Source organism: Ruegeria sp. N11, from assembly GCF_056531525.1.
Window position 1 is genome coordinate 17,434 of the sequence record NZ_JBQFLX010000007.1, and the last position, 24,002, is coordinate 41,435.

The 24,002-nt window shown below is 60.6% G+C and carries 26 protein-coding genes; 8 read left to right on the forward strand and 18 right to left on the reverse strand.

What is annotated here, in order from left to right; all coding sequences use genetic code 11:
• The 3 genes from zwf to ACR0J8_RS08985 all read right to left on the reverse strand — a co-directional run bounded on the left by zwf (position 1) and on the right by ACR0J8_RS08985 (position 5,094).
• Positions 1-1,446 (reverse strand): glucose-6-phosphate dehydrogenase, encoded by a 1,446-nt coding sequence (gene zwf, locus ACR0J8_RS08975; protein ID WP_480524755.1) that lies wholly within the window; start codon positions 1,444-1,446, stop codon positions 1-3.
• Between the two features lie 119 nt (positions 1,447-1,565).
• A complete protein-coding gene (gene ptsP, locus ACR0J8_RS08980) occupies positions 1,566-3,809 on the reverse strand; it encodes a phosphoenolpyruvate--protein phosphotransferase (protein WP_480889770.1) in 2,244 nt (747 codons plus the stop codon).
• Positions 3,810-3,855: 46 nt separating this feature from the next.
• The gene (locus ACR0J8_RS08985; protein ID WP_480889773.1) at positions 3,856-5,094 is read right to left on the reverse strand and encodes an aspartate kinase; all 1,239 of its coding nucleotides are present in this window, start codon (positions 5,092-5,094) and stop codon (positions 3,856-3,858) included.
• Between the two features lie 166 nt (positions 5,095-5,260).
• On the opposite strand from ACR0J8_RS08985, the gene ACR0J8_RS08990 reads away from it, so the two are divergent.
• Positions 5,261-5,617, forward strand: coding sequence for a hypothetical protein (locus tag ACR0J8_RS08990; protein ID WP_170613206.1), 357 nt, complete (start codon positions 5,261-5,263; stop codon positions 5,615-5,617).
• Here ACR0J8_RS08990 and ACR0J8_RS08995 read toward each other — a convergent pair.
• From ACR0J8_RS08995 to ACR0J8_RS09015, 5 genes are all read right to left on the reverse strand, one after another.
• Positions 5,611-6,249: an SDR family oxidoreductase gene (locus tag ACR0J8_RS08995; RefSeq protein WP_480889776.1), complete on the reverse strand. Its 639-nt coding sequence runs from the start codon at positions 6,247-6,249 to the stop codon at positions 5,611-5,613. The two genes, ACR0J8_RS08990 and ACR0J8_RS08995, sit on opposite strands and share 7 nt — an antisense overlap.
• Before the next feature lie 3 nt (positions 6,250-6,252).
• Entirely contained in the window at positions 6,253-6,708 is a 456-nt protein-coding gene (locus ACR0J8_RS09000) for a DUF1178 family protein (RefSeq protein WP_170807785.1), read from the reverse strand.
• 51 nt (positions 6,709-6,759) lie between these two features.
• Positions 6,760-7,245, reverse strand: a complete 486-nt coding sequence (locus ACR0J8_RS09005) for an NUDIX hydrolase (RefSeq protein WP_170807784.1) — start codon at positions 7,243-7,245, stop codon at positions 6,760-6,762.
• A 128-nt stretch (positions 7,246-7,373) separates the two neighbouring features.
• Positions 7,374-8,120 (reverse strand): EcsC family protein, encoded by a 747-nt coding sequence (locus tag ACR0J8_RS09010; protein ID WP_170613214.1) that lies wholly within the window; start codon positions 8,118-8,120, stop codon positions 7,374-7,376.
• 53 nt (positions 8,121-8,173) lie between these two features.
• A complete protein-coding gene (locus ACR0J8_RS09015; RefSeq protein ID WP_170816797.1) occupies positions 8,174-8,668 on the reverse strand; it encodes a GNAT family N-acetyltransferase in 495 nt (164 codons plus the stop codon).
• 73 nt (positions 8,669-8,741) lie between these two features.
• Between ACR0J8_RS09015 and ACR0J8_RS09020 the strand changes: the two genes are divergently transcribed.
• Positions 8,742-9,347 carry a flavin reductase family protein gene (locus tag ACR0J8_RS09020; RefSeq protein ID WP_480889782.1) on the forward strand — a complete coding sequence of 202 codons (606 nt, stop codon included), beginning with the start codon at positions 8,742-8,744 and terminating at the stop codon, positions 9,345-9,347.
• Positions 9,348-9,487: 140 nt separating this feature from the next.
• Here the strand turns inward: ACR0J8_RS09020 and ACR0J8_RS09025 are convergent, their stop codons facing one another.
• Entirely contained in the window at positions 9,488-11,122 is a 1,635-nt protein-coding gene (locus tag ACR0J8_RS09025) for a SulP family inorganic anion transporter (protein ID WP_480524766.1), read from the reverse strand.
• Between the two features lie 219 nt (positions 11,123-11,341).
• Between ACR0J8_RS09025 and ACR0J8_RS09030 the strand changes: the two genes are divergently transcribed.
• Positions 11,342-12,214, forward strand: a complete 873-nt coding sequence (locus ACR0J8_RS09030) for an S-methyl-5'-thioadenosine phosphorylase (RefSeq protein WP_480524768.1) — start codon at positions 11,342-11,344, stop codon at positions 12,212-12,214.
• 2 nt (positions 12,215-12,216) lie between these two features.
• Here the strand turns inward: ACR0J8_RS09030 and ACR0J8_RS09035 are convergent, their stop codons facing one another.
• Positions 12,217-13,077 (reverse strand): alpha/beta hydrolase, encoded by an 861-nt coding sequence (locus ACR0J8_RS09035; RefSeq protein WP_480524770.1) that lies wholly within the window; start codon positions 13,075-13,077, stop codon positions 12,217-12,219.
• Between the two features lie 222 nt (positions 13,078-13,299).
• On the opposite strand from ACR0J8_RS09035, the gene ACR0J8_RS09040 reads away from it, so the two are divergent.
• Together ACR0J8_RS09040 and ACR0J8_RS09045 are read left to right on the forward strand one after the other, a co-directional pair.
• Positions 13,300-14,316 (forward strand): DUF418 domain-containing protein, encoded by a 1,017-nt coding sequence (locus tag ACR0J8_RS09040; protein WP_480524772.1) that lies wholly within the window; start codon positions 13,300-13,302, stop codon positions 14,314-14,316.
• Positions 14,317-14,366: 50 nt separating this feature from the next.
• Positions 14,367-14,996: a LysE family translocator gene (locus ACR0J8_RS09045; protein ID WP_480524773.1), complete on the forward strand. Its 630-nt coding sequence runs from the start codon at positions 14,367-14,369 to the stop codon at positions 14,994-14,996.
• A 2-nt stretch (positions 14,997-14,998) separates the two neighbouring features.
• Here the strand turns inward: ACR0J8_RS09045 and ACR0J8_RS09050 are convergent, their stop codons facing one another.
• Positions 14,999-15,172 (reverse strand): hypothetical protein, encoded by a 174-nt coding sequence (locus ACR0J8_RS09050; RefSeq protein WP_480524775.1) that lies wholly within the window; start codon positions 15,170-15,172, stop codon positions 14,999-15,001.
• Positions 15,173-15,279: 107 nt separating this feature from the next.
• Between ACR0J8_RS09050 and ACR0J8_RS09055 the strand changes: the two genes are divergently transcribed.
• The 3 genes from ACR0J8_RS09055 to ACR0J8_RS09065 all read left to right on the forward strand — a co-directional run bounded on the left by ACR0J8_RS09055 (position 15,280) and on the right by ACR0J8_RS09065 (position 16,687).
• Positions 15,280-15,414, forward strand: a complete 135-nt coding sequence (locus tag ACR0J8_RS09055) for a hypothetical protein (protein WP_321251533.1) — start codon at positions 15,280-15,282, stop codon at positions 15,412-15,414.
• A gap of 80 nt (positions 15,415-15,494) precedes the next feature.
• On the forward strand, positions 15,495-16,034 hold the full coding sequence (locus tag ACR0J8_RS09060; protein ID WP_170619414.1) for an adenine phosphoribosyltransferase: 540 nt from the start codon (positions 15,495-15,497) through the stop codon (positions 16,032-16,034).
• Between the two features lie 170 nt (positions 16,035-16,204).
• Positions 16,205-16,687: a fasciclin domain-containing protein gene (locus ACR0J8_RS09065; protein ID WP_480524777.1), complete on the forward strand. Its 483-nt coding sequence runs from the start codon at positions 16,205-16,207 to the stop codon at positions 16,685-16,687.
• A gap of 34 nt (positions 16,688-16,721) precedes the next feature.
• Here ACR0J8_RS09065 and ACR0J8_RS09070 read toward each other — a convergent pair whose 3' ends face one another.
• The 7 genes from ACR0J8_RS09070 to ACR0J8_RS09100 form a co-directional block, all read right to left on the reverse strand.
• Positions 16,722-18,137: an FAD-binding oxidoreductase gene (locus tag ACR0J8_RS09070; RefSeq protein ID WP_480889788.1), complete on the reverse strand. Its 1,416-nt coding sequence runs from the start codon at positions 18,135-18,137 to the stop codon at positions 16,722-16,724.
• Positions 18,138-18,175: 38 nt separating this feature from the next.
• Complete coding sequence (locus ACR0J8_RS09075) at positions 18,176-18,994, reverse strand: MBL fold metallo-hydrolase (protein WP_480524781.1); 819 nt, start codon at positions 18,992-18,994, stop codon at positions 18,176-18,178.
• A 125-nt stretch (positions 18,995-19,119) separates the two neighbouring features.
• The gene (locus ACR0J8_RS09080) at positions 19,120-19,704 is read right to left on the reverse strand and encodes a GNAT family N-acetyltransferase (protein WP_170613774.1); all 585 of its coding nucleotides are present in this window, start codon (positions 19,702-19,704) and stop codon (positions 19,120-19,122) included.
• A complete protein-coding gene (locus ACR0J8_RS09085; RefSeq protein WP_480889791.1) occupies positions 19,704-20,966 on the reverse strand; it encodes a M16 family metallopeptidase in 1,263 nt (420 codons plus the stop codon). Before ACR0J8_RS09085 ends, ACR0J8_RS09080 begins: the two co-directional genes overlap by 1 nt.
• Positions 20,963-22,351 carry a threonine synthase gene (gene thrC / locus ACR0J8_RS09090; RefSeq protein ID WP_480524785.1) on the reverse strand — a complete coding sequence of 463 codons (1,389 nt, stop codon included), beginning with the start codon at positions 22,349-22,351 and terminating at the stop codon, positions 20,963-20,965. The genes ACR0J8_RS09085 and thrC overlap by 4 nt, the downstream gene beginning before the upstream one ends.
• Entirely contained in the window at positions 22,348-23,025 is a 678-nt protein-coding gene (locus tag ACR0J8_RS09095) for an SURF1 family protein (protein ID WP_480525022.1), read from the reverse strand. The genes thrC and ACR0J8_RS09095 overlap by 4 nt, the downstream gene beginning before the upstream one ends.
• 156 nt (positions 23,026-23,181) lie before the next feature.
• Entirely contained in the window at positions 23,182-23,997 is an 816-nt protein-coding gene (locus tag ACR0J8_RS09100) for a cytochrome c oxidase subunit 3 (protein ID WP_170613246.1), read from the reverse strand.
• Between the last annotated feature and the right edge of the window lie 5 nt (positions 23,998-24,002).

The following is a 24,002-nucleotide window of genomic DNA, read 5'->3' on the forward strand; positions in this document are numbered from 1 at the left end:
TTAACCTCCGATCTGACGCCAGCGGCGACCATCGCGATGCATCAGCATCAATGCTTCCTCGGGGCCAGAGCTGCCCTGATCGTAACGCGCCGGGCGGTCACCGCGGTTTTCCCAGCCCTGAATGATCGGGTCGACCCAGGCCCAGGCGGCCTCGGCCTCGTCCCCGCGCATGAACAGGGTCTGGTCGCCTCGGATGACGTCCATCACCAGACGCTCGTACGCGTCCGGCGCTTGTGCTTCGGCGCCCAGGGCGTCAGCAAAGCTCATGTCCAGCGCCACATCCGACAGGCGGAAACCGCCCGGACCGGGATCCTTGATGGTGGTTCGCAGTGTGATGCCTTCGTCCGGTTGCAGGCGGATCACCAATACGTTGCCGCGCAAGTGACCGACATTGGGGAAAATCGTGTGTGGCGGGTCACGGAAAAACACCGCGATCTCGGATTCTCGGGCGCGCAGGCGTTTTCCGGTGCGCAGATAGAACGGCACGCCCGCCCAGCGCCAGTTGCCCAGATGGACCTTCAGCGCGATGAAGCTTTCGGTGCGGCTGGCGGGGTTGCCGACATGATCGACATAGCCGCCTTTGCCATGAACCGCCCGGTATTGACCGCGGGCAATGTCCGCCGGTGCGACGGGTTCCAGCGCCTCGATCACCTTTACCTTTTCGTCACGTACCGAATTGGGCGAGAATTTCGAGGGCGGCTCCATCGCGGTCAGGCACAGAAGCTGGACCAGGTGGTTCTGGATCATGTCCCGCATGGCGCCGGACTGATCGTAGTACGCACCGCGCCCCTCGACCCCTACCGTTTCGGCCACGGTGATCTGAACGTGATCGATATGGGTGGAGTTCCAAAGCGGCTCGAACAGGGAATTGGCAAAGCGCAGAGCCATCAGGTTCTGCACGGTTTCCTTGCCCAGATAATGGTCGATCCGATAAATCTGATGTTCCTCGAAACAGGCGCGCAGCCCCTCATTCAGGGCGCGGGCCGAGGCCAGATCGTGGCCAAAGGGTTTTTCCACCACGATACGGCTGTCCGGCGTGGCCAGGCCGGTATCCTGCAGCCGCTGCGCAATCCCGGCAAACAGGCTGGGCCCCACCGACAGATAGAACGCCCGGACAACATCGTCGCGCAGGACCTTGCCGAGCTTGTCCCAGCCCTTTTCGCCCAGCGCGTCGACAGGTACGTATTCCACCCGCTCGAGAAAACGATCCAGCGTTTCTGCTTTGAACTCGGGCGCGAATTCCTGCATCGATGCGCGCACCTGATCGCGGAAACCGTCGCTGTCCATTTCCGTGCGGGCGGTGCCGATGATCCGCGCCTCGTCCGGCATCTGCCCGACTTCGAAACGGTGATAAAGGCCCGGAAGGATCTTGCGCTGCGCCAGATCGCCTGATGCACCAAACAGAACAAGGTCGAACGGGTTGACGGGAATTACGCGTGAAACCATGACCGGGCTCCTTCAGAACACATTCGGATCACCTTAGCACCAGATCGCTGCAATACCGGTATCGTAGGTTATGTTATCGCTAACACTCGTGAGGTGAATAGGCAAAATGGGCTCAAAGATCAACCCTGATTTCGCAACCACTCCATAACCGAGGGCCGCACCGACTGTTCGCCGCGATGCCGGGCATCGGCGATGATCTTGCGCACTTCCTGCAGGTTTGCCCGAAGCAGAACGCTTTTGACCGGGCCGATCGAGGCCGGACGCATCGACAGCGACCGGATGCCCATGGCCGCAAGGCACAGCGCCTCAACCGGGCGTCCGGCGTCCTCGCCGCAGAAACTGAGCGGTGTGTTCGAGATGTTGCAACGCTCGACAATACGTTCGATGAAGCTGAGGAAGCTGACGTTCAGCGTGTCATAACGGCGGCGCACAAGTTCGTTTTCGCGGTCGGCCGCAAAGAAGAACTGTTTCAGGTCGTTGCCGCCGATCGAAATGAAATCGACCTCGTCAAAGAATTTTTGCGGGGCGAAGGCCAGCGACGGCGTTTCAAGCATCGCGCCCACTTCAAGCGACTCGGGCAGGACATGGCCCAGACGTTTCTCCCGCTCGATGGTTTTGTTGACCTCCCAGCGGGCTTCGCGGAATTCGTCGGCCTGCGCCACGAACGGGAACATGATGGTTAGCGGGCGGCCGTTGGCAGCGCGCAGCAGCGCCTGCAACTGCATGCGCATCACGCCGCGCTTGTCCAGACCCACGCGGATCGCACGCCAACCCAAAGCCGGGTTCGGTTCGGCCACGTGCTTCATGTAAGGCAGAACCTTGTCGGACCCGATATCCAGCGTGCGGAACACCACGCGCTTTTCCCCCGCCGCATCCAGCACACGCTGATATTGAGTCACCAGTTCCGATCGTTTGGGCATCTGGTTGCGGATCAGGAATTGCAGCTCGGTCCGGAACAGTCCCACGCCTTCGGCCCCGGAGTTGCCCAGCGACGGCAGGTCGGCCATAAGGCCCGCGTTCATCACCAGATGGATCCGCTCTCCATCGCGGGTAACGGTCGGGGTATCGCGAATCGAGGCGTAGCGTTCCTGCGCCTTGGCCTGCATGGCGATCTTGTCGCGGAAGGCGCTGACTACTGTGTCTTCGGGGCGCAGATGCACGACGCCGTTGTCGCCGTCGACCAGAATGTGGTCTCCGTTCAGAGCCTCGGTCGTGATGCGACCGACATGCACCACAAGCGGAATCGCCAGTGCCCGGGCGACGATGGTGGCGTGGCTGCCGACAGAGCCTTCCTCGAGAACGATGCCTTTCAGCGACCGCCCGTATTCCAGAAGATCGCCTGGACCGATATTGCGGGCAATCAGGATCGGATCGGGCGGCAGATCCGCCCCGTTGGTGTTGCCCTGCCCGGTCAGAATGCGCAGCAGCCGATTGCTGAGATCGTCAAGGTCGGCCAGCCGTTCACGCAGGTACGGATCTGTCACCTGCTCCATCCGCGCGCGGGCCTGAGACTGTTCCTTTTCCACCGCAGCTTCGGCGCTGAGACCGCGGGCGATGTCTTCCTCCATCCGGCGCATCCAGCCCTTGGAGTTGGCAAACATGCGATAGGCTTCCAGAACCTGCAGCTGCTCCTTGTCGCCGCCCTGCGAGATTTCGAGCATCTTGTCGACGCCCACGCGCAATTCATCGACCGCTTCGGTCAGGCGCTCGCGTTCGCGGTGGGGATCGTCCGCGATCGGGTTTGTCACGACAACGCGCGGTTCATGCAGCCAGACATGGCCTTCGGCAGATCCTTCCTGCGCCGGACCACCGGTCAGCTGGACCGATTGCTGGTGCAGCGGCGACAGGGCCGCGCCCTCGCCGACAAAGGCGCCAAGCTCGGCCATCTCGGCCAGAACCATCGCGACCACTTCCAGCGCATAAATCTCGTCGGCGGAAAACTCGCGCGCCTCGCGTGATTGCACGACCAGCACACCCAGTTTTTCGCCAAGCCTTTGCACCGGAACGCCCAGGAAGGACGAAAACCGCTCCTCACCCGTTTCCGGCATATAGCGGAAGCCCTTCGCCGAAGGAGCGTTTGCAGTGTTGACCACCTTGCCCGATTTCGCCACCCGGCCCACCAGACCTTCACCCATGCGCATGCGGGTCTTGTGCACCGCCTCGGGCGACAGCCCTTCGGTGGCGCACAGCTCCAGCGTTTCCTGATCGCGGAACAGGTAGATCGAGCAGACCTCGGCCCGGATACTGTCGGCGATCAGATGCGTGATCCGGTCAAGTCGTTCCTGACCGGCGGCCTCGCTCGCCATTTCTTCGCGCAGCCGCCCCAGCAGCTTGCGGGATTCAGTTTCGGTGCCGTCCGCCATGGCCAAACCAATTTACGGTGTCAGGCAAAACCCTTGGCTGAAATGCTCAGGCCGCCTTGTCCAGTTCAAAGGCATCATGCAGTGCCTGAACAGCAAGTTCCATGTATTTCCGGTCGACCAGAACAGAAATCTTGATCTCGGAGGTTGTAATGACCTTAATGTTGATCCCCTCTTCCGAGAGTACCTTGAACATTTTCGCAGCCACACCCGATTGCGAACGCATACCGATACCGACAACCGATACCTTGCAGACGTCATTGTCGGTGACTAACTCAGCGTAGTTCAACTCGCCCTTTTCCTTGATGGCATGCAATGCCTTTTCGGCGCGGGCAACCTGGTCGGTCGGGCAAGAGAACGTCATGTCGGTCCGGCCTTCGTCCGAAATGTTCTGAACGATCATGTCGACATTCACGCCTTCGTCGCTGAGCGCGGTGAAGATGGTCGTGGCGATGCCGGGGCGGTCGGCCACGGACACCACGGTCATTTTGGCTTCGTCGCGGGAATAGGCCACACCGGCCACAACATTGGATTCCATGATATCCTCCTCGTCGCAGACCAGAGTGCCGGCCTCGTCGGATTGTTCTTCGAAACTTGAAAGAACGCGCAGTTTCACCTTGTAACGCATGGCCAGTTCGACCGAACGGGTCTGCAAGACCTTCGCCCCCAGCGAGGCCAGTTCCAGCATCTCTTCGAACGCGATCCGGTCCAGCTTGCGCGCTTTTTCACAGATGCGCGGATCCGTGGTGTAGACCCCGTCCACGTCCGTATAAATGTCGCAGCGTTCGGCATCGAAGGCTGCGGCAAAGGCCACTGCCGTGGTGTCCGAACCACCCCGGCCCAGCGTGGTGATCCGACCCTCGGGGCTGATGCCCTGAAAGCCTGCAACCACAGCAACCTTCATGCCTTCGGCGAATTTCTGGTTGATGTTGCCGGTCGGAATGTCTTCGATCCGGGCCTGACTGTGTGCGCTTGTGGTCAGCAGCGGAACCTGCCAGCCCTGCCAGCTGCGCGCGGGCACGTCCATTTCCTGCAGTGTCAGCGCCATCAGGCCAGCAGTAACGTTTTCCCCTGAAGATACGACCGCATCATATTCGCGCGCATCGTACAACGGCGATGTTTCGTCGACCCAGCCCACCAGTTCGTTGGTCTTGCCCGACATGGCCGAGACAATGACGATCACGTCATAGCCCTTTGCCACTTCAACGCCCACGCGCTTGGCCGCGCGGCGGATGCGGTCGAGATTGGCAACCGAAGTGCCACCGAATTTCATCACGAGTACGGGCATGGGGGCAGGTGTCTCCGCGCCTTTTATTTCTGGTCCCGAGCCTCATAAGCGAGGGGGGGCGCAAGGGCAAGGGCGCAAAGATGTCCTGATTGGCGCGCAGGCCGACTTTACAATGGGTTCCTGCGGTGCCAGCCTGCGTCTGACACATCCTTCACGAGGTTTTTTCATGTACCGTCTTGCTGCTGCCTTTGCCCTTTTGTCCTCGTCCGCTCTTGCTCAATCCGCGACACTGGCCGGAACCGATGGCAAGAACGCACTGGGTACCGTTCCCTGCGCCGCCATTGCCGGTGAACCTCTGCGCTCGTGCAATGCCGAGCTGCGTCGCCGCGACGATGGAACCGCGACACTGGCCGTGCAACTGAGCACCGGCGAAGTGCGGCAGATCTATTTCACCAATGGCGAGCCGGAATCCAGCAGCTCGACATCGAAAATCACCTCCGAAACGCGTGGCGACATGATGGTGATCTTCATCGACCCCGGCGAGGTTTACGAGATTCCCAAGGCGGCACTGGCCACTCAGTAAGGGTGCGCCTGACCGTCATAGGTTTCAAAACACCCTGAACTGTCCAGGTTCAGCGTGTCGAAACGTTCGAGCAGGCCCTCAACGGCCTGATCCACGGTGATGGCGGCCGCCGAGCCACCCATATCGGTCTGCACCCAGCCGGGGTGATAGATGCCGACGGCAATGCCCTCACCCTGCAGATCTGCCGCCAGATTCCGCCCCAGATTCAGCGCGGCGGCCTTGGACGCACGGTAGATGTAGCTGCCACCGGGCGCGCGCGTGTGCGAAGCCATTTGCGAGGACAGAATTGCGATCCTGCCTCTGGCCGCACGCAGGTTCGGCAACAGGGACTGGACCGTCAGAAAGACGCCGGTGACATTGGTCGCGAATGTCTGCGCCCACATGTCTGCCGGATATTTTTCGATGCCATGTCCTTTGTCGAGATAGACGCCTGCATTGCAGATCAGCAGATCAACAGGTTGACCAATCAGCCGTTCAGCCATGGCAGCGTGATGAGCGGGTTCTGCGACGTCCAGCTTAATCTGCGCACTGTCATCGCGCGCGGTTCCGATGACGTCATCACCCCTGTTCCGGTACCTTTCGGCCAGCGCCTTTCCAATACCGCGATTGGCCCCGGTGATCACAACGCGCACCGGTCAGTTCGTCTTTCGGCTGGGAACGAATGGCAGCGGGGCGACCGGAACACCGTCCTCGATCAGGGCCTTGGCCTCTTCCGCCTTGGCCTCGCCATAGATGGCACGGTCGGGCGCTTCGCCGAGGTGGATCTTGCGGGCCTCGGATGCGAAGTCCTTACCGACGTAATCCGAATTCTCTTCTACCTGGCGGCGCAGTTGCGTCAGGATCTTTTCGATCTCAAGCGATGGTTTTGCAACATTGATCGGCGCGGGCTCGGCCGGCGCGGGTTCCGGGCGCGCCACGGCATTGCGGGCGGGCCGGACACGGGGGGTCATGATCGCCTTTTCCACCTGCACACAGCCGCAAACCGCGCATGTCACCATGCCCGCAGCTGCAAGTTTGTCGTAGGCGGCGGCCGATTGAAACCAACTTTCAAATGTATGGCCGTTGCTGCATTTCAATGCGTACTGAATCATGTTTCGCCCAAAATACGTGTTACAAAATAGATACCGACCAATACCGTAATATCAAGCCCTTCCGGCCAGAAGTTGGCAGGGATATTGCCCAAAATCCCGCAACAATACGGAAAGTTCCGGCGAATTGACCCTTAAAGCAGCCTTTTCCGGAACGCACCATTCCCGCTTGCGCTCGTCGCTTTCCGGGAAATCCGAAGCCAGTGAGCTTACCAGCATCGCGAACACATCAACTTCGCACAGAAGTGTCCGTTTCTTGGAACGGTGCTTGATGTAAGTATACCGCCCCATCGCCTTTTTGTCGCACCGACCGACGGCGCCCGCTTCTTCCCACGCCTCCCGCTCGGCGGTTTCTGACGGGCTGAGCCCCAGGATAGGCCAGCCTTTGGGTATGATCCAGCGCCCGGAACGGCGGGTGGTAATCAAAAGGATCTCGGGCCGGTTTTGATGAATCCGGTAGCACAGCGCTGCCGCCTGTGAATGCACAGGACAAGCCCCGGCCTTGCGCCGAGAAGTTGGCGAATGCTTCGCGTTGTTCACGCTACCGCCTTTCAAATGGTATTAACGCCTGTTTTTCAGACCGAATTTCTGCTCTTATTTTGGGTCTGCTGAGGGTAAACATACCACATGATGCGGTACTTACCAAGCGGGACTGCAAAAGTCGGGCGTTATTTCATTCGCGAAGCCAAGCGGCGCACAAGTTCGTCATGCGGGATGTCAGCATCCACCGCCAGTCGGCGCAATCCGAAATGGACACGGGCAATCTGTTGATAGTAACGGGAATAGACATAGTTCGTGCTGCCTCCGGCCAAAGCACCCAGAACCGGAATGGACTGGGCCGCCAGTTTCTGGCCCAGAACCACCGACAGGCGCGGTGCAACCGCCGCGATCAGGCGCTGCATGGCCGGTCCGGTCAACGTCAGGCGCACGGAATAGAACCCCAGATCAGCCCCGTCATCATCTGACAGGGGCCCTGCGGCAGACAGGACCCGGACGCAATCGAATTTCACACCTTCTTCGGACGGGTCAAATCCTTCTCGGGCAGCGGCCCCCTGAATGGCACGCAGCAGCATGGCCGTTGTCGCGGGCAGCTCCATCAGGGCCGTCGACAGACCGCCCATACCACCTGCCGCTCCCATGGCCGTGCTGACGACGGTATTCACCCAAGGTTGCTGGTCGGGTATCGCCCGGCGCGATCCTTCTGCGGCATGCATGGCAATCCAAAGCGCCTGCTCCGTCGCGCCGGTCAGACCCAGACGCACGGGCTCAGGCAACTGATCCAGCAGAGATTCTGCTGATCCGCCAAGCGCATTAAGCAGTTTCACCCCCGCGCCACCGGCGGACCGGTAATGCCCTGCAAGCCGATCCAGTTCAGCGTCGGCATCCAGTTCTTCAACAAGAACCACGTTCTGCATCTGCCTCCTCCTCAGTCAGAAAGATCGGCACTCAGCAGGGCAGTTTCAATAGTTCAGCGGGTCCAGCGTGATACGAGGCCCTGCACCCCGCCCCATTTGCCGGGCACAAGTTCCAGCCCCAAAACACGGTCAGGATTGGTTGGCGGCGGCATTTCCACATGCTTCAGCAGCGAAAAACCAAACCGCGAGTAATAGGGCGCGTCCCCCACCAGCATGACCCGCGCCCAGCCTTTCTCGCGCCCGGCCAGCAACCCCTCGTGGATCAGGAAACCGCCAAGACCCTCGCCCTGATGGGTCGGGTGAACCGCCACCGGACCCAGCAACAATGCATCATGATCGCCGACATGGACCGGCCAGAACCGGATCGCACCGGCCAGAATACCCTGCCCGTCGCGGGCAACAAGCGACAGGCCCGCCACCGGTGGCACATCATCGCGCAGACGATAGGAAGACAGAGCCTCGCGACCGGGGGCAAAGCACAGGTCATAAAGCGCCTCGACCTCCCACCAGTCATCCGGCTGTTCCGGCCTGATCTTGAATTGCTGCACGCGCGCCCTCTTTTCCTTGCTGGAATTCGCCCTAGCACTTCGATACGCCTTGGGCAAACGCTTGGAGACCTTGATGTTCTATCGCCCCGAAGACGGCCACGGCCTGCCGCACAACCCCTTCAACGCCATCATCACCCCCCGCCCGATCGGCTGGATTTCGACGCGCGATGCGGAAGGGGTCAACAACCTGGCGCCTTATTCTTTCTTCAACGGGGTCGCCTATACGCCGCCTCAGGTAATGTTTGCCACAACCGGCACCAAGCACGATCAGGACGGCGGCAAGGACACTATTGCCAATATCGAGGCCACCGGCGTTTTCTGCGTGAACGTCGTGGCGCATGCCGATCAGGATGCCATGAATGCCAGTTCGGCAGGTCTGCCGAAGGAAATTGACGAATTCGCCCATGCCGGGCTGACACCGATCAAGTGTGAAACCATCCCCTGCGCCCGGATCAAGGGCGCGCCTGCGGCTCTGGAATGCCGATTGACAAAGATCGTGACCCTGCCCGGAGAGGCCAACCGGGTGGTGTTCGGAGAAGTCATCGGTGTTCATCTCGATGACGCGCATATCCGCGACGGGCGATTTGACGTCACCTCGTTCAAACCGCTGGCCCGTCTGGGATATCGGGACTACTCGGTTGTTACTGAGCTGTTCGCGCTCGAACGCCCGGACGATTGAGGGCGCAGAACAAGGGGGGCGCTGCCCCCGCCGCGGCAAGCCGCGACTCCCCCGGGGATATTTTCGGCCAGATGAAGAAACGGATCCTTCATTCATCTGGCCCCAAATATCCCGGAGCGCGAGGCAGAGCCTCGCAAAAATTAGTGGCCGCCCAATATGCCGGTACGGACCGAATAGTCGACCGCCAGTTCATAATCCGGGTCGTCGTCGCTATCGACCATCAGATGTCCGGCTTTGTTGAGCAATTTGTGGCAATCCCGGCTCAGGTGGCGCAGCATGACCCGCTTGTCTGCCGCCTCGTATTTGGCCGCGATATTCTCGATGGCCTGCAAGGCGGACTGATCTACAACCCGGCTTGCGGCGAAATCGATAATCACGGTTTCGGGGTCGTTCGGCACGTCGAAGATTTCGAGGAAGCCCTCCGACGACCCAAAGAACAGCGGCCCCTGAATTTCATAGACCTTGGCGCCTTTTTCAGTCTCGGAATCGCGGGTGACCGCGTGGATGCGTTTGGCGTTGTTCCAGGCATAGGCCAGCGCCGAGACAATCACGCCGACGACAACGGCGACCGCGAGGTCCTCCATGACCGTCACGACGGTGACCAGAACGATCACAAACGCGTCTGTCAGAGGCACTTTGCGCATGATGTTGAACGAGTTCCACGCGAAGGTGCCGATCACGACCATGAACATCACACCCACCAGTGCCGCCAGCGGGATCTGTTCGATCAGGGGGGCGGCAAACAGGATGAACACCAGCAGGAACAGGGCGGCCGCGATCCCCGCGACACGTGTACGCCCTCCAGATTTCACGTTGATCATCGACTGGCCGATCATTGCACAGCCACCCATGCCGCCGAAGAATCCGGTCACGACGTTGGCTGCGCCCTGCGCGATACATTCCTGCGATGCGCCACCGCGTTTGCCTGTTATCTCGCCCACGAGGTTCAGGGTCAGAAGGGATTCGATCAATCCGATCGCGGCCAGAATGACTGCATAAGGCAGAATGATCTCGAAGGTTTCCCAGTTCAACGGCACCATCGGGATGTGGAAGGCGGGCAAGCCGCCTTCGATCGAGGCCAGATCGCCGACGCGCGGCACGTCCAGCCCAAAGCCGATCACCAGTGCGGCGACAACCACGATGCCAGCCAGCGGGGCCGGCACAATACGCGTGATACGTGGCATCACCCAGATGACCGCCATGGTCAGAGCAACAAGACCCAGCATGGTATAAAGTTGCATGCCCGACAGCCATTCACCGCCGCCCATGCCGTGACCGGTGTTTTCCATGGTTCCCGGCACCTTGAACTGCCCCATCTGGGCCAGAAAAATCACAATCGCCAGTCCGTTCACGAAGCCCAGCATCACCGGATGCGGCACCAGTCGGATAAACCGCCCCCAATGCATCGCCCCCGCAATGACTTGCAGGATACCCATCAGAACAACCGTGGCGAACAGATACTCAACCCCGTGCTCCGCCACCAGCGCGACCATGACCACAGCCAGAGCGCCGGTTGCACCCGAGATCATGCCGGGACGACCGCCGATCAGAGCGGTGATCAGACCGACAAGGAACGCGGCATACAACCCGACCAGGGGGTGTACGCCAGCAACGAAGGCAAAAGCCACGGCCTCGGGCACCAGTGCCAGGGCGACGGTCAGCCCCGAAAGCAGCTCGATCCGGATACGCGACAGGGTGAAGCCTTCGTCCGGCATCCAGCGCAGATCGGGTATGGCAAGGCGATTGGCAAAACTTGCCAGCAAGGCTCGGGGCATTGGACGGTCCTGTCGGTTTTGATTGGTTCGCGCGAAGCGCGCCTTGTACCCGCCATTTCCCCCGCGAGGTACAGCATCTGGCGGGAACCTGCCATGCGCTGAGCACATAGCGAGATCACGGTCCACAGGGTCAGGCGCACAATCGGTTGAAACCACTTGTCAAATGGCCGCTGGCGGCTCAGAAATTTCAGGAAAGAAATTTTGGATCGGAGAAACGACGTGACCCAGACAAAGATAGCCGTCATTGGCGGATCGGGCATTTATGACATTGACGGGCTGGAAAATGCACAATGGGTCAGTGTCGAAACGCCGTGGGGGGCACCGTCGGACCAGATTCTGACCGGATCGCTTGAGGGGATAGAGATGGCGTTCCTGCCCCGGCACGGACGGGGGCATGTGCATTCGCCGACCGAGGTGCCCTATCGCGCCAATATCGACGCGCTCAAGCGGCTGGGTGTAACGGATGTGATCTCGGTTTCGGCCTGCGGTTCGTTTCGCGAACACATGGCACCTGGCGACTTTGTTATTGTAGATCAGTTCATTGACCGAACTTTTGCGCGCGAGAAGAGCTTTTTCGGAACCGGCTGCGTGGCCCATGTCAGCGTAGCCCATCCCACCTGCCCGCGTCTGGGCGATGCGTGCGAGACCGCAGGCAAATCGGCAGGCATCACCGTGCATCGCGGCGGCACCTATCTGGCGATGGAGGGGCCGCAGTTCTCCTCGCTGGCGGAATCGAAGATGTATCGCGAGCACTGGGGCTGTGATGTCATCGGCATGACCAACATGCCCGAGGCCAAACTGGCCCGCGAGGCCGAGCTTTGTTACGCATCCGTTGCCATGGTCACGGACTATGACAGCTGGCATCCGGATCACGGCGAGGTGGACGTGACCACGATTATCGCCACCCTGACCGGCAATGCGGAAAAGGGCCGCGCGCTGGTCAAGGGGTTGCCGGCCTTGCTGGGGGCCGAGCGTGCGCCCTGCCCGCATGGCTGTGACCGGGCGTTGGAGTTTGCGATTCTGACCGCAACGGAAAAGCGCGACCCGGCCTTGCTGGCCAAACTGGATGCGGTCGCCGGGCGGATCCTCTGACGTCAGTTTTTTGTCAGGCTCTGTTCGACCACGTCCCAAAGGCCGCGCGACCAGAGATCGTTATGTGTACCGTCGGGGATCACATGAAGCTGCGCCGTACCCCCGGCCAGAGCCGCCAATGCCTGGGCGTGATTCAACGGGATGGTTTCGTCCATCGTGCCGTGGAAGATCAGGGTCGGCACAGTAACATCGTCGATGATGTCCCGCGTCGCGAACTGATCTTTCATCAGGGTTGAGACCGGCAGCCAGGGATACCGCTCGGCCGCGACGTCGACCGTTGCAGTAAACGGCGCCTCAAGCACGAGCAGTCTGGCATCCGGGCGTTGTTCGGCCACCGCGGCCGCGACCCCGGTTCCAAGGCTTTGGCCGTGCAGGACAACGGTCTCGCCAGCGCTGCTCAGCCTGTCGAACAGGTGCACCCCGTCGGAAATCAGCGCCCGTTCGGATGGCTCGCCCCCGCTTCCGGGAAACCCGCGATAGCTGGGCGCAAGCAGCCCGTATCCGCTGTTCAGGATTGCGCGAAACCGTTCGGACCGGTCACCAAGGTTCCCGGACTGGCCGTGAAAGAACAGAACGGTCGGCGCGCCGTCGATGGCCGGAGGCGCGGACCAGGCCGTCAATACCGTGCCGTCGGACATCGGCAGCGAGATCACATCAACATCCGCCAGCCCGATCTCAGCAGGTTCGGGCAGTTCGCCCTCGGGCTTGAACAGCAGTGACTTCTGGTTGAGGTACATGTAGCTGACCGCGCCGATATACAGAACGGCCCCGGCCAGAACGAGCCCGGTCAACGCGCGCCGGATCCGGACGATACCCGGTCCGGCGACCTTCCCATCTGGTTTTGCGTGTTGCGTCTCTACCATTGGCCCCTCCGACACTCAGGCTTGCATTACAGGTCTGACGCTTTGAGCCGTATTTCAAGGCTCGGGTACAGTGCTTTATTGAATCTTAATCTGTTGCCACGAAGTCAGCCAGCGCAGGTTTCGCACTTTACATGGTTGAAACGCACGGCGAGCTCTCCATGTTGACGAAGATTATCGAGTGGCGGCAAATATTTAGCCAGCCACCACCAAATGTGAGGACCGATGACACGTCTCAAGGCGCTGGATGCCGCCCGCTACTTGGCCTTTTGCGGCATGGTGCTGGTCAATTTCCGAATTGCAGCCGGCGTGGAACCGGGCCGTGACTGGGCCTCGGCTCTGGTCGACGCGCTTGAGGGGCGCGCGGCTGCGCTGTTTGTGGTGCTGGCCGGGGTCGGCATCGGGTTGTCACAAATTTCTTCCAGTAGGCTGTTGCGCCGCGCCGCATTTCTGTTCGGGCTGGGCCTGATCAACATGACCGTGTTCGACGCGGACATCCTGCATTTCTACGCGCTGTATTTTGTTGTCGGCGCGGCGTTCCTGACCGCCACGACGCGCGGCTTGTGGCTGGGCGCGTTGGGGATTGTCGCACTGTCGGTGCTTGCGATGCTCAGTTTCGACTATGACCGGGGCTGGGACTGGACCACCCTGACCTACACCGACCTGTGGACCTTGCCCGGGTTCCTGCGCAACGCGCTGTTTAATGGCTGGCATCCGGTCCTGCCGTGGGCCGCGTTTTTGCTGATCGGGATGGCGATCGGGAGGACACAGTTGCAAACTCTGTGCATTCAACACCGCCTGATCATCTGGGGTTTCGCCGCCGCCGTTCTGGCGCAATGTCCGCAAATGCTGATCCACGACCCCGAACTGAAGGCCTGGCTGGGCACCGAATCCATCCCGCCCGGTCCGTTCTATATAATGGCGGGCACGGGGACGGCATGTCTGATTATCGGGCTGTCACTCAAACTATGGCCCGTGATCGAGCGTTCAAAACTGGCCCCTGCCCTGGTGGCGCCGGGCAGGCAGAGCCTGACCCTGTACATGGCGCATATCCTGGTCGGGATGGGCATTCTTGATGAGGCCGGATTGCTGGACGGTTCCCTGACCGCGCCGCAGATCGTGGGGTACACACTGCTGTTCTGCGCCGCATCGTCGCTTTTTGCCCTGATGTGGTTCCGCCGCTTCAAGCGGGGCCCGCTTGAGGCGCTTATGCGATGGGCAACCGAACCACGTAAGGCTTGACGGCAACCGCGCGGCAAGTCTTTCTGTGAGACAAAATTACAGGATGCCTCATGTCGACAGATCTATGGCTGGCCTTTGTTGCCGCTTCCACCGCCCTGCTGCTGATCCCCGGGCCGACGGTTTTGCTGATACTCAGCTACGCCTTGTCGAAAGGGCGCAGTGTCGCCGTCGCCTCGGCCACCGGCGTGGCGCTTGGCGATCTGCTGGCGATGACGGCATCCCTGCTGGGACTTGGGGCACTGGTTCTCGCCTCGGCCACCTTGTTTTCCGTTCTGAAATGGGTCGGGGCGGCCTATCTGGTCTGGCTGGGTATCAAACTTCTGCGCAGCGCCCCGTCAGGCGGGCTGAACACCGTCCGCACCGAACGCGAGGTGACGGCGCGCGGCGTTTTTGGCCATGCGGCGGCCGTGACGGCGCTGAACCCCAAGTCCATCGCCTTTTTCATCGCTTTTGTACCGCAGTTCCTGCGCCCGGATGACCCGCTGGGCCCGCAGTTCACGATCCTGATTGCTACATTTGTCGGGCTGGCCTGGCTGAACGCGCTGGCCTATGCGCTGCTGGCCGACCGACTGCGCCTGATGATCGGACGTGCCAATGTCATCACCGCCATGACCCGGTTCGGCGGATTGGCGTTGATCGGAATGGGATTTGCAACCGCCATTCTGCGCCGCCCTGCCTGACGCTACCCCTCGGCGTGTTCCTTCATGAACCCACGAATGAAGCGTCGGATTTCGCGCGCCGCCGAGGTGTCCAGCTCTTTGCATAACTCGACAAAAGCGTCACGCTCATCTCTGTCCAGCCGCAGGACCAACTGACTGTTTTTCCTGGCAGAACCTTTACCGATTTTCTGTGTCACGCCTCTGGACCCCGTCAAATTCTCGATTCCTTTAGCTGCGCATTGTATATACATTGCATAGAGAATGTAGATATCGTGTGCATAACAATAAAGTAGGGCTTGTAGCAATGGACCTTAACGTCGCTCAGGCGTTTCTCCTGAAAGATCAGCGCAACTGGCGCAAGCCGCATCTGTCGTGGCTGCCTGTGGGACGTTACTGCTACTACGGCCTTCCCATGGCGCTGCCAAAGCGCCGCAGGTGAGCCCGAAAAGCCAAACTTTGCTTGCGTGAAAGGCATGGATAGGCCAAACACCCCGCGTAGCACGAGGCAAGGGGTCGCGCATGCCCAAACACACTACGGTCAAGGATTATATCCGCACCATCGTTGATTTCCCCCATGAAGGGATCATGTTCCGGGACGTCACCACCCTGTTTGCAGACCCGCGTGGGTTTCGCATGGCCATCGACCAGATGCTGCACCCTTATGCGGGCGAACAGATCGACAAGGTCGTGGGACTTGAGGCGCGCGGATTCATCCTGGGCGGAGCGATAGCGCATCAGCTGAGCGTCGGGTTTGTCCCGATCCGCAAGAAAGGCAAGCTGCCCGGTACCACGATCAGCCAGGACTACAAACTGGAATACGGCGAGGCGATCGTCGAAATCCATGACGACGCCATTCAGCCCGGTGAAAAGATCCTTGTCGTCGATGACCTGCTGGCCACCGGTGGCACCGCCGCTGCCGGCATCAAGCTGATCGAACGGCTGGGCGGCGAGATCGTGTCATGCTCGTTCATCATCGACCTGCCCGATCTGGGCGGCCGCAAGGTGCTGGAAGGCATGGGCATGGATGTCCACGTCCTGTGTGAATTCGAGGGGCTGTGAGCCTCGATTCAATCACAAATCCGTGAATGGAAATATGCGACCGCGCCGGCTTAGCGCGGTTCACATTGTGTTCAACCCAAACTTATCGACATATTCAGTGATCTCTTCTTGAGAGCGGCGCGTAGCCCGGTAGATGCCAACAACGGCATTCCATCAAGGGATTACAGACCATGTTTTGCAAACTCGCAATCGCCGGTGCAGCAAGCCTTTTCGTCGGAACAGCTGCTTACGCTGACGGCCATTCCAAGGACATCGTTGACACAGCGGTCGGCGCCGGAAGCTTTGAAACCCTCGTTGCAGCCGTTCAGGCCGCCGAACTTGTCGACACGTTGAAAGGTGAAGGGCCGTTCACCGTATTCGCCCCCACAGACGAGGCGTTTGCTGCCCTGCCCGAAGGCACGGTTGAGACCCTGCTAAAGCCCGAGAACAAGGACCAGCTTGTCGCCGTTCTGACCTACCACGTGGTGCCCGGCAAGGTGATGTCCGGTGACCTGTCCGACGACATGAAAGCCGCAACCGTTCAGGGTGGCGAGGTCACGATCGATCTGGACAATGGCGTGATGATCAACGATGCGAATGTTGTTCAGGCCGATATCGAGACGTCCAATGGCGTCATCCACGTTATCGACAAGGTGATCCTGCCTGGCTCATAAGTGCAGTGCGCGGCCCGTATCACACGGGCCGCAGTTATGTCTTCAGGACAGCGCCCGGATTCATGATCCCCTTGAGGTCAAGTGCCGCTTTGATTGCCCGCATTGCTGACAGCTTTGCTGGGTCTCCATAGCGTTCAAGATCACCCGTTTTTAGTCGACCCACCCCGTGTTCAGCGCTGACGGATCCTTCGAATTCGTGCACTAGCTCATGCACCGCATGCTTGACCTCGGCCCGTTGGGCGTCGAAGTCGGACCTGTCTCGGCCCTTTGGCGGGAACACGTTATAGTGCAGGTTCCCGTCCCCGAGATGTCCAAAACAATTGATCCGGTACGGCCCAAGCCCGGCCACAATCTCCGCGCCGCGCCGAATGAACTCGGGGACACGCGAAATCGGGATCGAGATATCGTGGCTGGAGACCGAGCCGATCATCCGGTTCGCCTCGGGGATGTCTTCGCGCACTGACCACAACTCGTGACGCTGTGTTTCGTTCTGGGCAATCACACCATCGCTGACCAAGCCGCGCTGACTTGCCTGTTCGAAAAGGTCCGCAAGCGTGTCTGTCGGAGAAAGCCCGCGCGACAAGCCCAGTTCGATCAGCACACACCATTCCGGCGGCACCGCAAAGGGTTGCCGGATGGCGGGCAGAACTTCGGACAGAAACTCCAGCCCCTGCCGGTGGATCAGTTCGAACGTCGATACCGCTTCGCCGACCTGGTCCCGCGCAAGCGCCAGAAGATCGATGGCGGCCTGCGCAGACGTCACTTGAAACATCGCGGTTCCAATACCGGCCGGGCGCGGAAACAGCTTCAGTGCGGCCGCCGTGATGATCCCCAGCGTCCCTTCCGACCCAATCAACAGGTTGCGCAGATCATAGCCGGTGTTGTCCTTGCGCAACCGGCTGAGCCCGTTCCAGATGTTGCCATTCGGCAGCACCGCCTCAAGACCCAGGCACAGATCACGCGCATTGCCGTAACGCAGTACGTTCACCCCGCCTGCATTGGTGGCGAGATTCCCGCCGATGCGACAAGACCCCTGCGCGGCAAGGGACAGAGGGAACAGGCGGTCGGTGCTTTCGGCAGCTGCCTGTACATCGGCCAGAATCGCCCCAGCCTCGGCCACCAGCACGTTCTCGGACGGATAGACCGCCCTGATGGCCGTCATCCGCTCAAGAGATATGACCAGCGGTGGCGGTCCGTCCGGCATCACTTGCCCGCCGACCAGTCCCGTTCCGCCGCCATAAGGGACAACCGACACCCGTGCGTCGGATGCGATGCGGATCAGGCCCGCCACCTCGTGAACCGTGCGCGGCGCGGCCAGCAGGCCGACATGCCCGGCAAACCGGCGGCGCGGTTCTTCCAGATATCGCGCTGCGACGGGGCGCAGGATCGCGTCACCCAGTTCAGCCTTGATCCTTCGGGCAAGGGTTTCATCGGCGGGATAAAGTGTCATGCCCCTTCCTTGCCCAACTCACGCGGCTGCAACAAGTCTTATTCCAGATCAGTCAGGTATTGCGGCTCCAGCACCACGACAGTTGGCCGGTCTGGCAGCGTCTTGAGCGACACCGTGACCTCGGAAACTCCGTCACGCTCCACCGGGAATGTATCCCGGATGTCGACCAGGAACCGATCCAGCGAAAAGCCCGAGAACCAGTGCATCGGTATGATAACCGAGCTTTTGAGGCGCTTCAGAACAGTGATCATCTCGGGCAGGGGCATGGTCGTGCCTCCATCCACGGCCGCCATCACCACATCCAAACGTCCCAACGCGGCAAACTGCTCGTCCGAGGGGACATGGTGCAGATGCCCCAGATGGCCGATGCACAGGCCTTCGACCTCGAATACGAAAATAGAATTGCCCTTGGTCTCGACCCCACCCAGGGTCGATCGGATATCGGTCGACACGTTGCGCACCACCAATTCACCAAGATCAAGATAGTGTTCGATCCCCTGCCCGAATTCGCCCCAACCCGGCAGGACATGGGGGATGGCAGGATCCGGATGCGCCGTCCAGTGCGTGTTGTGGGCGTGGTTCATCGTCACCACGTCGGGAATCAGATCGGCGCCGCCGATGAAACCGGTGAAATCGGTGACCGAGTTCAAACCGCCCCGCGTCTGGATCAGAAAGGATGCGTGGGCAATGTAACTGATGCGCACCGAAAACTCGGGCACCGGGTCGGTCCACGCCGCCTTGTGCAGATACTCAATGCCCGGTGCCGCGTCTGCAATGGCAATACAATGGCTCGGCCGCCGCTCCTGCGCCGACACCGCTCCCGAGATTACCATCAATGCCAGAACCACCCAGCGCATGAGGAGAGTGTAGCGCAGAACGCCACCAAGTCATGCCCCTTGTTCATCTGGCCAAAAATATCTCCGGGGGAGACGCGGCTTGCCGCGGCCGGGGGCAGAGCCCCCGATGGCCCCTGTGGGGCCACCTACCCGGCGTCGGTCTTGCCGCGCCGGTCCGAACGCAGGCTGGCATAAAGAACATGCGTCCGCCAGCGCCCGTTGATCTGCAGATACGACTGCGCCACGCCTTCGTATTTGAACCCCGAGCTTTCCAGCAACCCGCGCGAGGCATTGTTTTCAGGAAGGCAGGCAGCCTCGATCCGGCTCAGGTCAAGGCGGGTAAAGGCGTGGTGCACAACCGCGCCGATGGCCTCCCGCATGTACCCCTGCCGGGCAAACGCTTGACCCGTCCAATAGCCAAGCGTTCCGGCCTGCGCCGGGCCACGTCGGATGTTGTCCAGCGTGATCGCCCCCAGCAGTACGTTGTCGCTGCGGCGAAACAGGAACAACGGGATCGCCGTACTGCTGCCGACCGAGCGCTGCGCCCAGTAGACCCGGTTGGTGAAGGATTTGCGGCTCAGGTGATCCTGGGCCCAGATCGGCTCCCACGGGGTCAGATAATCTCGCGACGCCCGCCGCAACGCGGCCCAGTCATTGAAATCGGAATGCACAGGCGGACGCAGGCTCAGCCGCTCGGTTTCGAGTTTCAGCTTGCGTCTGCCCAACAGCATCACGCCGCACGCCTCTCCTGCAATTGCGCCAGCGTGGGCGCGCCCGAGACAGGGCCATAGAGCGCCAGCGCTGCCGGGGCCTGTACGGCCATCTGCTCGGCAAAGACGCGGACGTCCTCGGTGCTGACGGCGTCGATCATGGCGACGGTATCCTCGAGCGAGGGCACCCTGCCCCAGATCTGTACCAGCCGCGCCAAGCGTTCGGCCCGGTTCGACGGGCTTTCCAGCCCCATCAGCATGCCCGCCTTCATCTGCGCACGGGCACGGGCGACCTCTTCCTCGCTCATGTCTTCGGCGGCGCGCTTCATCTCGTCGATGGTGATCGTTGCCAGTTCGCCAACCTGATCGGCCGATGTTCCGGCATAAATCGTGGTTGTCCCGGTATCGGCATAGGCACCTGTCTGCGCGAAAATCGTGTAGCAAAGCCCGCGCGTCTCGCGCACTTCCTGAAACAGACGCGAGGACATGCCGCCACCCAGTGCGGTCGAGTAGATCTGTGCGGTATAGATCGCATCTTCACGATAGCCTGGGCTTTCCAGCGCCAGTGCGATATGGGCCTGTTCCAGCTCTTTTTCCTGCCGCGCCTCACCGCCGGTGAACTGCGCAGGCTCGGCGATCAGGCCGGTTCTGGGTGTCAGATGGCCAAACATCTCCTCTGCCAGTTTCATCAGCGCATCGTGATCCACAGCGCCGGCGGCGGACAGGATCATCTGATCCGGGCCGTAATGCTCTGCCACGAAGCCCGACAGATCCTCGCGCGAGAACGAACTGACCCTCTCGGTGGGACCGAGAATGGTCCGACCCAGGGGCTGGTCGTGATAGCTCTGCTCTTGCAGCCAGTCAAAGATCACGTCGTCGGGCGTGTCATAGGCCTGGCCGATCTCCTGCAGGATGACGCCGCGCTCGACCTCGATCTCGCGCGGGTCGAAAACTGGGTTCAGAACGATATCGCCGATCACGTCCATGGCGAGCGCCACGTCATCCTTCAGGACACGCGCGTAATAGGCCGTCACCTCGCGCGAAGTGTAGGCATTGATATAGCCGCCCACGTCCTCGATCGCCTCGGCGATCTGCAGTGCGGAACGCCGCTTGGTTCCCTTGAACGCCATGTGTTCAAGGAAATGGGCGATGCCGTTCTGCTCGATCCGCTCGTGCCGCCCGCCGGCGGTTACCCAGATACCGATGGCCGCCGATTGCAGCCCCGGCATATGTTCACTGACGATACGAAACCCGTTCTTCAGTTGGTCCTGTCTGACAGTCACTCAGCAATATGCCTTCTGATATGATCCTCGAGGGCACCCAGATCGTTGGCAATGCGGGTCACCCGTTCCGGACGTTCATACAGATCAGACATGCGGGATGGAAGAGGCGGATGCACGCCGCTCGCCTTCTCGACCGCCGCCGGGAATTTCGCCGGGTGCGCGGTGGCCAGTGTGATCATCGGCACGTCCGCCGTGCGGTGCGCTTCAGCGACCTTGATACCGACGGCGGTATGCGGGCAAACCAGCTCGGCACTGTGGGCGAGCGTGTTCTTGATCGTCGCAAGCGTTTCGTCTTCGGACACGCGACCGGAGTCGAAGCTTTCACGCAAGGCCTCCATCGCGCCCTGGCTGACGTTGAAGCCGCCCGTCTTTAGTTCGTCCATCAATTGGGCCACTGCGGCGCCGTCCTCGCCATAGGCATAATACAGCGCGCGTTCGAAGTTCGAGCTGACCTGAATATCCATCGACGGGCTGATCGAGGGGATCGTGTCGCCTTTGAAGTATCCCTCACCCGACAGGCAGCGGTGCAGAATGTCGTTCTGGTTCGTGGCCACGACCAGACGGTCGATTGGAAGCCCCATGCGCTTGGCCAGATAGCCCGCGAAGATGTCACCGAAATTGCCGGTGGGGACGGTAAAGCTGACCTTGCGGTGCGGGGCTCCGAGGCTGACAGCTGCCGAAAAGTAATAGACGATCTGCGCCAGAACACGGGCAAAGTTGATCGAGTTCACGCCCGCCAGTTTCACACCATCGCGGAAGTCGAAATCGTTGAACATATCCTTCAGCGCGGCCTGGCAATCGTCGAAATCCCCATCCACGGCAAGCGCATGAACGTTGCCATCGGCGGGTGTGGTCATCTGACGGCGCTGCACCTCGGACACGCGGCCATGCGGATACAAGATGAATACGTCCACGGCATCCAGACCCCGGAACGCCTCGATGGCCGCCGAACCGGTGTCGCCGCTGGTCGCGCCCACGATGGTCACGCGATCGCCCCGCCGTTTCAGAGCGACCTGGAACAGCTGACCGATCAGCTGCATCGCGAAATCCTTGAACGCCAGCGTCGGGCCGTGGAACAATTCCAGCAGGAAATGGTTTTCGTTTAGCTGCTTCAATGGTGCCCGGGCATCATGGCCGAAACCTTCGTAAGCACGGGCGATGATTTCCTTGAACTCATCTTCGGCAAACGAGCCGCTGACATAGGGCCACATCACGCGGAACGCGATTTCTTCATAGGACAGACCGGCCAGAGCGGCGATCCCGTCCTGTGACATTACCGGAATTTCGGCAGGCAGGTACAGGCCGCCATCGCGGGCCAGTCCGGTCAGCATCGCCTCTTCAAAGGTCAGTTCGGGCGCCCGCCCACGGGTCGAGATGTATTTCATGTCGCGTCACTCTCAGTATTGGCACGGCTGCGCCACAGGAAGGACCCGGTCATCGCGGCCCAGACCAGAGCCAGACCAAACCAGGTGATTGCATATTGCAAATGATCGTTCGGGATACCCGCCGCATCCACCGGCAAAGGCGTTACATTCGGGTCGGTTTTCGTACGGGCAATCAACAGCACCGGCTCCGCTCCCAGCGCTGCGGCCAGATTTGGCACATCCCGGGCAAACCAGATGTTGTCATCGATGTCCGGATCGGGCGTATAGCTGTCGATCTCATCGGGCCAGTGCAGATTGCCGGTGATCTCCATAGGCCCGGTCGAACGCTCCGCCTGCTTGGCAGTGGTCCGGACGAAACCCCGGTCCACCAAAATTGTCCGATCCGCGGTACTGAAGGACTGGATGATGCGATACCCGGCCCCAACCTGCTTGACCGAAACCAGAACATGGATTTCGCCCGGTTCCATTTCGCCAGAGACAGTGACCGGCAGGTACTTGTCGGCATCCTCCGAAACCTGCGGAGGCAAAGAAACGGGCTCGGCTGAGATCCGGCTTTCGATCTCGGCCAGGATCCCCTGTTTCCACGCAAGTCTCTGCACCTGCCAGACGCCCAGCGACACCAGCACGCCCAGACCGGCAAGGCCGAAGATCAGCAGAAACAGAAAGCGGCGCATGGCTTGGGCAAACCTCATTGCAGGAACCGGCGTCTTGTTAAGGGCCGTGCGACCCGAATTGCAACCACGCAATTGTATGGGGCGCAATCTTGCGCCCCGGATAGAGAAAAAGCCGCCCCAAAGGGCGGCTTTTGCAATTGGATCACCAAAGCGGAGTTACATCAGCGGGGCCTGCCCCCAGATGTAAACGGCGAAGAACAGGAACAGCCAGACGACGTCCACGAAGTGCCAATACCAGGCGGCCGCTTCGAAACCGACGTGTTTCTCCGGAGTGAAATCACCTTTCAGTGCACGGATCAGACAGACCGTCAGGAAGATGGTGCCGATGATCACGTGTGCGCCATGGAACCCGGTTGCCATGAAGAAGTTCGAATAGAACTGATCGCCGCCGAATTCCCAACCACCGTGGGCCAGCAGTTCGTAGTATTCGAAACCCTGCAGGAAGGTAAACGCAATACCCAGCGCGATACCGATTGCCAGACCCTGCACCAGTGCCTTTCGGTCATTGCCGTGCACAAGCGCGTGGTGCGCCCAGGTGATCGCGCAGCCCGACAGCAGCAGAACCAGCGTGTTGATCAGCGGCAGGTGGAACGGGTCAACCGCGTGGATGTCCGGCTGGATGTATTCGGTGCCGGCATAGTCGTACATCGGGTACATGCGATGTTTGAAGAACGACCAGAACCAGGCGAAGAAGAACATCACCTCGGACATCACGAACAGGATGAAGCCATAGCGCAGGCCGATACGGACAACCGGCGTGTGGTCGCCCTGACGGCTTTCGACCACCACTTCGGACCACCAGGCAAACATGGTGTAGAGAACGGCCACCAGACCGGCCCAGAATATCCACGGAGTGATTCCGTGCATCCACAGGACGGCTCCGAACAGCATCACAAAACCACCGACGGCGCCAACAAGCGGCCAGATCGAGGGGTTCAGAATGTGGTAGTCATGGTCTTTAGCGTGTGCCATCAGTG

Coding starts and splice junctions, on each gene's coding strand:
- ACR0J8_RS09040 (WP_480524772.1), top strand. CDS start 13,300: ATGACACGTCTCAAGGCGCTGGATGCCGCCCGCTACTTGGCCTTTTGC.
- ACR0J8_RS09045 (WP_480524773.1), top strand. CDS start 14,367: ATGTCGACAGATCTATGGCTGGCCTTTGTTGCCGCTTCCACCGCCCTG.
- ACR0J8_RS08990 (WP_170613206.1), top strand. CDS start 5,261: ATGTACCGTCTTGCTGCTGCCTTTGCCCTTTTGTCCTCGTCCGCTCTT.
- ACR0J8_RS09020 (WP_480889782.1), top strand. CDS start 8,742: ATGTTCTATCGCCCCGAAGACGGCCACGGCCTGCCGCACAACCCCTTC.
- ACR0J8_RS09025 (WP_480524766.1), bottom strand. CDS start 11,122: ATGCCCCGAGCCTTGCTGGCAAGTTTTGCCAATCGCCTTGCCATACCC.
- ACR0J8_RS09100 (WP_170613246.1), bottom strand. CDS start 23,997: ATGGCACACGCTAAAGACCATGACTACCACATTCTGAACCCCTCGATC.
- ACR0J8_RS09035 (WP_480524770.1), bottom strand. CDS start 13,077: ATGGTAGAGACGCAACACGCAAAACCAGATGGGAAGGTCGCCGGACCG.
- ACR0J8_RS09075 (WP_480524781.1), bottom strand. CDS start 18,994: ATGCGCTGGGTGGTTCTGGCATTGATGGTAATCTCGGGAGCGGTGTCG.
- zwf (WP_480524755.1), bottom strand. CDS start 1,446: ATGGTTTCACGCGTAATTCCCGTCAACCCGTTCGACCTTGTTCTGTTT.
- ACR0J8_RS09000 (WP_170807785.1), bottom strand. CDS start 6,708: ATGATTCAGTACGCATTGAAATGCAGCAACGGCCATACATTTGAAAGT.
- ACR0J8_RS09010 (WP_170613214.1), bottom strand. CDS start 8,120: ATGCAGAACGTGGTTCTTGTTGAAGAACTGGATGCCGACGCTGAACTG.
- thrC (WP_480524785.1), bottom strand. CDS start 22,351: ATGAAATACATCTCGACCCGTGGGCGGGCGCCCGAACTGACCTTTGAA.
- ACR0J8_RS08985 (WP_480889773.1), bottom strand. CDS start 5,094: ATGCCCGTACTCGTGATGAAATTCGGTGGCACTTCGGTTGCCAATCTC.
- ACR0J8_RS09095 (WP_480525022.1), bottom strand. CDS start 23,025: ATGCGCCGCTTTCTGTTTCTGCTGATCTTCGGCCTTGCCGGTCTGGGC.
- ACR0J8_RS09065 (WP_480524777.1), top strand. CDS start 16,205: ATGTTTTGCAAACTCGCAATCGCCGGTGCAGCAAGCCTTTTCGTCGGA.
- ACR0J8_RS09055 (WP_321251533.1), top strand. CDS start 15,280: ATGGACCTTAACGTCGCTCAGGCGTTTCTCCTGAAAGATCAGCGCAAC.
- ACR0J8_RS09080 (WP_170613774.1), bottom strand. CDS start 19,704: ATGCTGTTGGGCAGACGCAAGCTGAAACTCGAAACCGAGCGGCTGAGC.
- ptsP (WP_480889770.1), bottom strand. CDS start 3,809: ATGGCGGACGGCACCGAAACTGAATCCCGCAAGCTGCTGGGGCGGCTG.
- ACR0J8_RS09060 (WP_170619414.1), top strand. CDS start 15,495: ATGCCCAAACACACTACGGTCAAGGATTATATCCGCACCATCGTTGAT.
- ACR0J8_RS09070 (WP_480889788.1), bottom strand. CDS start 18,137: ATGACACTTTATCCCGCCGATGAAACCCTTGCCCGAAGGATCAAGGCT.